Here is a 7,375-nt window from a genome sequence, read left to right as displayed (position 1 = left end):
TTTTTAATGTATTCAATAATTATTCAGTCGAGGCAAGACATAAGCTTCAGATACTTTGGAAAAAGCTACATAGCAATATTGACAAGCAGGCAAGCCCGGAGGCTTGCCATCATATCCTTCAATCATAAAGTCAAACAGAAAGCGTGTTATAACATATCGAGAACTTGTTTTTTTAAACGAATATTGCTTGATAATTAGATGATTTAAAAATAGCGTATATATATAAAGGAATACCTGGAAGCATTACATCCAATAATATAAGATCCCATTGCTTTGTACGATAGGTATCGAAAGCCTCCAATCCATTTGTAGATTTTGTAACTTTATAACCTTCATACTCTAATTCAATATCTAATAATCTTAAAAGTTTTTCCTCATCTTCAACCATTAAAATAGATTCATTCCCCATTATTTTCCTCCATTTTAATTAACAACACGAGGTGGNNAATTTCTTCATAAATTGTTTGATTATCACTTTTATGTGGAGAACCAGTTCCAAACTTCTTTTCCTTAAAATAACCAAATGCAATTATCGTATTAATACCTCCAGCAATCCATATCAAGTTCTAAATCACCCTCTCGTAGTAAATTTTATATCTATGAAACTAAATTATTTTTTTTATATTACAAAATAAACCTAATTCAATTGCTGTGCCAATGCCCACTGCTAACCATGTAGCAAAACTTAATAAATTCATCCCCATTACAAACTACTTCTCTTATATTTATATGAATTATGGTTAAATGATTCACTAATTTGGCAATAAAAAAAGACCGACAAAACTGTCGATCAATGCATTCTACTAATGCTTTTATTAAACCATATCTTTGGTTATTCCTTGATAATTGTTTACATATCTTAACTACTTGGCATTTTCTTAAGTTTACTTAAATAAGGAATCATCAAAATAGAGCCGATTACGAATGTAATTCCTTCAGATCAAATTAAGCCATTTAATTCAAAAAAATGATGCATTAAGATTACAACGGGAAAAAAAGGGTCCCTTGTGATTAAGCTTCAGCTTTTTTCACCATAAAACAAACAAGAAGGCAAGGTTCATTCGTTCGATTAATGCACCAATGCTCTTCACCGGCAGCAATAAAGGTTGCATCACCGGCTTTTTCCACACTGTGAACACCGTTGGAATAGGTATCAATTTCACCACTAAATATAAAAGAATACTCGTCTTCTTCATGGCAACTCATACCAACAGCAGGTATACGTTCACCAGGCGTCAGAGAAATCACACTCATGCTCACTTCTTTAAATTCGCCTTGGCGCGTGAAGAGTTTTTTCATTTCATAAATTGGCATGCCGATTGGTTCAACTTGATTCAAATTAATTTTTTCCACTTTATTACCCCTATTCTTTTTTTAGTTTTGGATCTAGAAAATCGCGAAGACCATCGCCCACGAAGTTTGCACCAACCGAAATTGAGAAGATTGCTAGACCAGGGAAAGTAGACACCCACCAATTTTCAATAACTTTTGCCCCGCCAGATACCATCGAACCCCACTCAGGCGTCGGTGGTTGTGTTCCAAGACCAAGGAAACTGAGACCAGAAAACATCAAAATGGCATTTCCAAGGTCAAGTGTTGCCATTACGAGCAATGGTCCGAAACAATTCGGTAAAATCTCTAAAAATAGCACACGAATATGTGAAGCACCCATCACACGAGAAGCTGTCACGTACTCGCTTTCTTTTAATGAAATCACCAATGAACGCATGAGTCTTGCGTAATTTGGCCACCAAATGATTGCCATAGCAAGCACTGAGTTTAAAATACTTGGTCCAAGTGCCGCCGCAATCACCATAGCCAAAATAAGGGGTGGAAACGCCATGATTAGTTCAGAAAAACGCATCATCACTTCATCCACATACCCCCCTTTATATCCCGCGATTCCCCCATATAAAATACCGAAAGCAAACGCACAAACAACTGTGACCACCCCAGCCGTTAACGAAATACGAGAACCGACGATGACACGTGAGAAGACATCTCGTCCAAGCTCATCCGTTCCAAAAAAGTGCGAAGCGTTAGGGGATTGGAACCGAATGTTTAAATCCTGAGCTGTAACACTATGCGTTACGATAAAAGGTGCGAACAAGGCAACGAGAAACCAAATGATACAAATGACTAAACCTAATTTAAAGAGAAATCCTTTTTGACGTAGAAATGATTGAACTGTTCGCATTATCGGTGCCTCACTCTCGGATCAATGACGCCATATAGGATATCAATGACTAGATTAATCACTACATAAATCAATGCAATCAATAGCGATACACCGCAAATCGCCGGGAAGTCGAGTGAAACAGCAGATAGATAAGCATATTGACCAATCCCTGGCCATGCAAAGATGTTTTCAACTAGCACCATTCCACCAAGTAGATTACAAAATCCTATTCCAGCTACTGTAATGACAGGTATCATAGAATTGGAAAGAGCATGCTTAAAAATGATAGCAGATTCTTTTAGCCCCTTTGCTCGTGCAGTTCGAATATAATCCATTGACATAACCTCAAGTAGATTTGACCTTGTTTGACGAGCGATTAACCCCATTGTAAAAAGCCCGAGTACGGTTCCAGGGAGAATCAAGTGCATGGCCACTTCGCCAAATAATTGGAAATCACCTCTTAGTAGTGAATCCAATAGAAAAATACCCGTTCCTCCATCTGGTGTCGAAGTACGTGCATCAATTCTTCCAGGTCCTGGCGTGATGCCTAAAACTGAAGTAAAAACATAGAGTAGTATTAATGCAAACCAAAAACTTGGAATCGAAACGCCACTAATGGAAACCGTTCGAATGACATGATCAATCGCCTTGTTTCGAAAGATGGCAGAAATGATGCCAAAAAGCACCCCAAAAACTAGGGCAATCACCATAGCCACAACCGAAAGTTCAAGTGTTGCTGGAAAAAACTGCATTAAATCTTCTAAAACCGGATTGCCTGTACGAATAGATGTACCTAAATCACCTGTGAGTAGGTGTTGGAAATAGAGAATTAATTGACGAAATAACGACTGATCTAGTCCCCACTTTTCTTTAAAGGCAGCGACAATTTCAGGATTATCTATGGCGCTTTGGCTTAAATTCGCAGCAACTGGGTCATTTGGTACTAAATGCGAAAGGATAAAGACGAACATCGCCACACCAACTAATAAGAAAATAAGAAATAAAAAACGTCTACCGATAAAACGAAGCAATGAGCATAACTCCTTTCAAAAAAAACTTACGATCGTTTCAGCAAAGTAAAAGCTATTAATAGGAAAGCTAGCCATAGGTTAGAAAACCTTCGACTAGCCTTTAAGTCATTTAACAATTATTTAGACAGTTTTAATTCATTTAAATGCAATTTACAGAAGTCATTGTACAAAACTCCATCAAGATTTTTGCTAACAGCAAATGATTTTGGATGCTGAACCAAGAAAGCATATGGGCTATTTTCAGAAATGATGTCTTGCATCTGACCTGAGATGTCTGCACGTTTTGTCGAATCGATTTCGATCTTCGCTTGATTTGCTAAATTAACTAACTCAGGATTCGCTGATGCTTCCCAGTTCGCGCGTTTTCCAACAATATCCCCAGGAATAAACGCTAATTGGTTGCTTAAATCGTAATAGTCAGGTGACCAATGCATAACCAAGAATGGTGATTTACCATTTCGGTAATCTTCAATCACAGCACCAATTTCGCCTGTTTTGATTTCAACATTGATATTGATTTTCGCTAAATCTTCTTTTACCTTTTCAGCCATTGTTGTCCATGAAAGACCTTCAGATTCGTAGTTTGCGGCAGTTAAAGGAATCGTGAATCCTTTTTCATACCCCGCTTCTTTCATCAATTCCTTCGCTTTATCAATATCTTGATAATTGTCTGGTCTTGTTTTTGCGCCAACAAATCCTTTTTGAACAAATGATAATGGAAGAAGTGCACCATCACCTGCTAATTGTTGGAATCCTTTGTAGTCAAGAGCATATCGTACAGCTTGTTGAACAAGAGGATTTGCTAGTTCTTTACCAATACTAACTTTATCGTTCATCATTAAAAATGATAATGTTGATGTTGGAGAAGAAACAACCTTTGCATTACCGTTTGATTTAATGTTTTTTACTTGATCAGGTCCAACGCTAAGTGCTACGTCAATTTCACCATTTTCAAGTGCTTGAATTTGTGTATTTGGGTCTGGCATTTCTTTGATAATGATTTTGCTTGAATTCACAGTACCTTTATAATTAGGATTTTTTTCTAGAACCATTTCAGTGTTTCTTGTCCATTTTTTCAACACATATGGACCACTACCTGCAGAGGCACCGTCAAGGTAAGCCGACGCTTTGTCAGTCGTACTCGCATCTGCTGCATCAGTTCCCCCATTTTCTTTAACGACTTTACTATCTACAACCGCAAAAGCGTTTGATGTTACTTTTGACAAGAACGACGCATCTTTTTCCTTTAGTGTCACAATAACTGTCTGTTCATCTTTCGCTTCTACTTTCGCCACATTTGTCGTTAAAGCTGAAGCATTGTCTTTGATATTTATTGTGCGGTTGAAACTAAAAACTACATCATTTGCTGTGATTGGGTTTCCACTTGCAAACTTACTTCCTTCGTTCAAATTAAATGTATACACAAGCCCTAAATCATCTACTGAATACGATTTTGCAAGAGCTGGTTTTGGTGTAAGGTCTGAGCCTTCTAACATGTATAAGTTCTCATACGTTGCATAGAAATAGAAGTTCGCATACACTTCATATGCGCGTGCTGGATCCATTGTTTTCCAGTCAGATGCGACCCCCACAACAATAGTATCCTCATTAGATGATGAGTTGCTATTTTCTTTCTTCCCACATGCGAAAAGCGAGAACGCCATAAGCAACACTAATGCGAGTAAACTCATTTTTTTCATGACAATAAACCCCTTTTTCTTTAAGATTTATAGATTCACTTTGTCGTCAAATGACACGCTGCAAAGTGGTTACTACCTGTTTGAATGATCGCTGGTACGACTGTTTTGCACTGTTCCATCGCAACGGGACATCTTGTATGGAATCGACAACCTTCTGGCGGATTTGACGGGCTTGGCACATCTCCTGAAAGAAGAATCTTCTCTCGGAGATCTCCGTTTGGGTCGGGAATTGAAGAAAGTAGTGCCTTTGTATAAGGATGTTTTGTGTTGTTATATAACTCGTCGCGCGAAGCGAGTTCAACTATTTTCCCTAAATACATGACCGCGACTCGATCACTTAAATGGTGAACCACACTTAAATCATGTGAGATAAATAGATATGTAAGTTTCAATTGTTTCTGCAAGTCTTCAAGTAGATTAATAACTTGCGCTTGAATGGATACATCTAGTGCTGAAACAGGCTCGTCACAGATTAACAATTCGGGCTCTAATGCTAATGCCCTCGCAATACCTACTCGTTGTTTTTGACCACCGGATAATTCATGAGGATAACGGCCTAAAAAACGATTTGGTAAGCCAACCATCTCCATTAGTTTTGTAATTTTTGCTTTGCCGTTCGCCATTTTGTGAATTTTAAAAGGTTCGAATAAAATTTGTTTAATGGTTCGGCGGGGATTCAAGCATGCAGAAGGGTCTTGAAAGATTAGTTGAGCTTTTCTAGCAAAGTCTTTCTTTCTAGAGGATGATAGATTCGAAATGTCCTCTCCTTTAAACAGGATCGTTGAACCGGAATCGGCTTGATAAAGACCAAGCAGTGTTTTTCCTAATGTACTCTTGCCGCATCCACTTTCCCCAACCAGACTAAATGTTTCCCCTTTTTTAATCGAAAACGAAACATCATCAACAGCTTTTAATACACCTTTTTTACCATTTGAACTTTTAATTTGAAACGTTTTGGTTAAGTGCTTTACGTCTAATATCGTTTCAGATGTTGATTGACTTGAAGTCAAATCTAGTTGATTTGATTCAGTTAATGACATGCACCTCACCCCTCTTTTTTAGTCTTGTCATAAAGGAAACATCTAACTTCACGACCGTCTTCTTGTAAAAATAATGGAGGTGCTTCATTTTTGCATCGATCTGTTGCAAATTGGCAACGAGGATGAAAGCTACATCCATTTGGTAAATTGAGAGCATCTGGGACTGTACCTTCAATCGCTTCTAATCGGTCTACCTTACGAGAGATTTTCGGGATCGCATTGAGTAACCCTTTGGTATATGGGTGAAGTGGTTGAGTAAAAACCGCCGTAGTTGGGCTTTTCTCAACAATTTGACCAGTATACATTACGACGATTTCGTCACACATCTCTTTTACAACACCCAAATCATGCGTAATCAGGATCAAACTCATGTCCCGTTTTTTTATTAAACGATTCATTAAGTCAAGAATTTGCGCTTGAATCGTTACGTCTAGTGCCGTAGTTGGCTCATCGGCAATTAGTAATTTTGGTTCGCAAGCGAGTGCAATCGCAATCATTATTCGTTGACGCATACCTCCAGACATTTGATGCGGGTATTCATGAAATCGCTGTTCCGGAGAAGGTATACCAACCATTCTGAGTAATTCAATGGCTGTTTTTTCTGCTTCATTTTTACGAATGCCTTTTTGATGAATTAAGATTGGTTCCATGATTTGTTTTCCACATGTATGGAGCGGATTCAACGAAGTCATCGGTTCTTGAAAAATCATCGAAACAGACTTCCCTCTCATTTTTCGCATGTATTCAGGCGAAGAAGTTAACAAATCGACGTCTTCGAACTGGATCTTTCCAGTGATATCAGTAACAGCCTTTTGCAATAGACCCATTATGGCAAGGGAGGTCACGCTTTTGCCGCTACCACTTTCGCCTACGATTCCCAGAGAATGTCCCTGTTTAATGTCGAAACTTAACCCTCCAACTGCTTGGACAACTCCTTGGCGAGACTTGAATTTAATCGACAAATCTTCCACTTTCAGTAATGTCATAAGCCTCACCCCTTTAACTAATCAATATTTTAAATTGGAATGTCGATGAATAATCATTAAACTGATCTTTCCTTTTAAATCTCATATGAACGCTCTGTGTAAATACTTTGCTTTAAATGGATATATCTAACCTTGGTTGTGATCTGTTTACAGTTGCTTTAAAATTTTTATTTCATTTAAAGCTAGGAGTATTTCCCCTTTATCTTCTTATTCTGTAATAGGACAAACATGGTGTGATTCTTACAATCTTATGTATTGTATATTAAAATATTACTCTCTTTTGATATCGAGTAATCCGATATGCTTCTACTCTGTTGTCTATATTAAAGACTTAGGAGGATTTTTTTATAATGCACTGTAAGATTGGTCAAGCCTCGGATTTTTGATTCATAACAAAAAAACATGCCAAGAATTGTGACATGTTTAAACATAAATATTT

At 37.7% G+C, this 7,375-nt stretch carries 6 protein-coding genes and 1 pseudogene; all 7 read right to left on the bottom strand.

The annotated features are described in order from the left end of the window. Positions 1 to 229: 229 nt before the first annotated feature. A pseudogene (locus V7056_RS17320) lies at positions 230 to 409 on the bottom strand (response regulator); the annotation flags it as partial. Between the two features lie 602 nt (positions 410 to 1,011). Beyond that, entirely contained in the window at positions 1,012 to 1,353 is a 342-nt protein-coding gene (locus tag V7056_RS17315; protein ID WP_499703654.1) for a cupin domain-containing protein, read from the bottom strand. Between the two features lie 10 nt (positions 1,354 to 1,363). Next, positions 1,364 to 2,197 carry an ABC transporter permease gene (locus tag V7056_RS17310; protein ID WP_499703653.1) on the bottom strand — a complete coding sequence of 278 codons (834 nt, stop codon included), beginning with the start codon at positions 2,195 to 2,197 and terminating at the stop codon, positions 1,364 to 1,366. Then, the gene (locus V7056_RS17305; protein ID WP_499703652.1) at positions 2,197 to 3,210 is read right to left on the bottom strand and encodes an ABC transporter permease; all 1,014 of its coding nucleotides are present in this window, start codon (positions 3,208 to 3,210) and stop codon (positions 2,197 to 2,199) included. Before V7056_RS17305 ends, V7056_RS17310 begins: the two co-directional genes overlap by 1 nt. 116 nt (positions 3,211 to 3,326) lie before the next feature. Then, the gene (locus tag V7056_RS17300) at positions 3,327 to 4,910 is read right to left on the bottom strand and encodes an ABC transporter substrate-binding protein (protein WP_499703651.1); all 1,584 of its coding nucleotides are present in this window, start codon (positions 4,908 to 4,910) and stop codon (positions 3,327 to 3,329) included. A 35-nt stretch (positions 4,911 to 4,945) separates the two neighbouring features. Continuing rightward, a complete protein-coding gene (locus V7056_RS17295; RefSeq protein ID WP_499703650.1) occupies positions 4,946 to 5,950 on the bottom strand; it encodes an ABC transporter ATP-binding protein in 1,005 nt (334 codons plus the stop codon). A gap of 5 nt (positions 5,951 to 5,955) precedes the next feature. Continuing rightward, positions 5,956 to 6,936 carry an ABC transporter ATP-binding protein gene (locus tag V7056_RS17290; RefSeq protein WP_499703649.1) on the bottom strand — a complete coding sequence of 327 codons (981 nt, stop codon included), beginning with the start codon at positions 6,934 to 6,936 and terminating at the stop codon, positions 5,956 to 5,958. Between the last annotated feature and the right edge of the window lie 439 nt (positions 6,937 to 7,375).

The sequence above is a fragment of the Bacillus sp. JJ664 genome (genome assembly GCF_036962205.1).
Taxonomy (GTDB): domain Bacteria; phylum Bacillota; class Bacilli; order Bacillales; family Bacillaceae_G; genus Gottfriedia.
This window is presented reverse-complemented; position numbering and strand designations above follow the sequence as displayed.

Excerpts from the sequence above, each read along its gene's own strand:
- V7056_RS17310 (WP_499703653.1), bottom strand. The coding sequence starts at position 2,197 with ATGCGAACAGTTCAATCATTTCTACGTCAAAAAGGATTTCTCTTTAAA.
- V7056_RS17300 (WP_499703651.1), bottom strand. The coding sequence starts at position 4,910 with ATGAAAAAAATGAGTTTACTCGCATTAGTGTTGCTTATGGCGTTCTCG.
- V7056_RS17295 (WP_499703650.1), bottom strand. The coding sequence starts at position 5,950 with ATGTCATTAACTGAATCAAATCAACTAGATTTGACTTCAAGTCAATCA.
- V7056_RS17290 (WP_499703649.1), bottom strand. The coding sequence starts at position 6,936 with ATGACATTACTGAAAGTGGAAGATTTGTCGATTAAATTCAAGTCTCGC.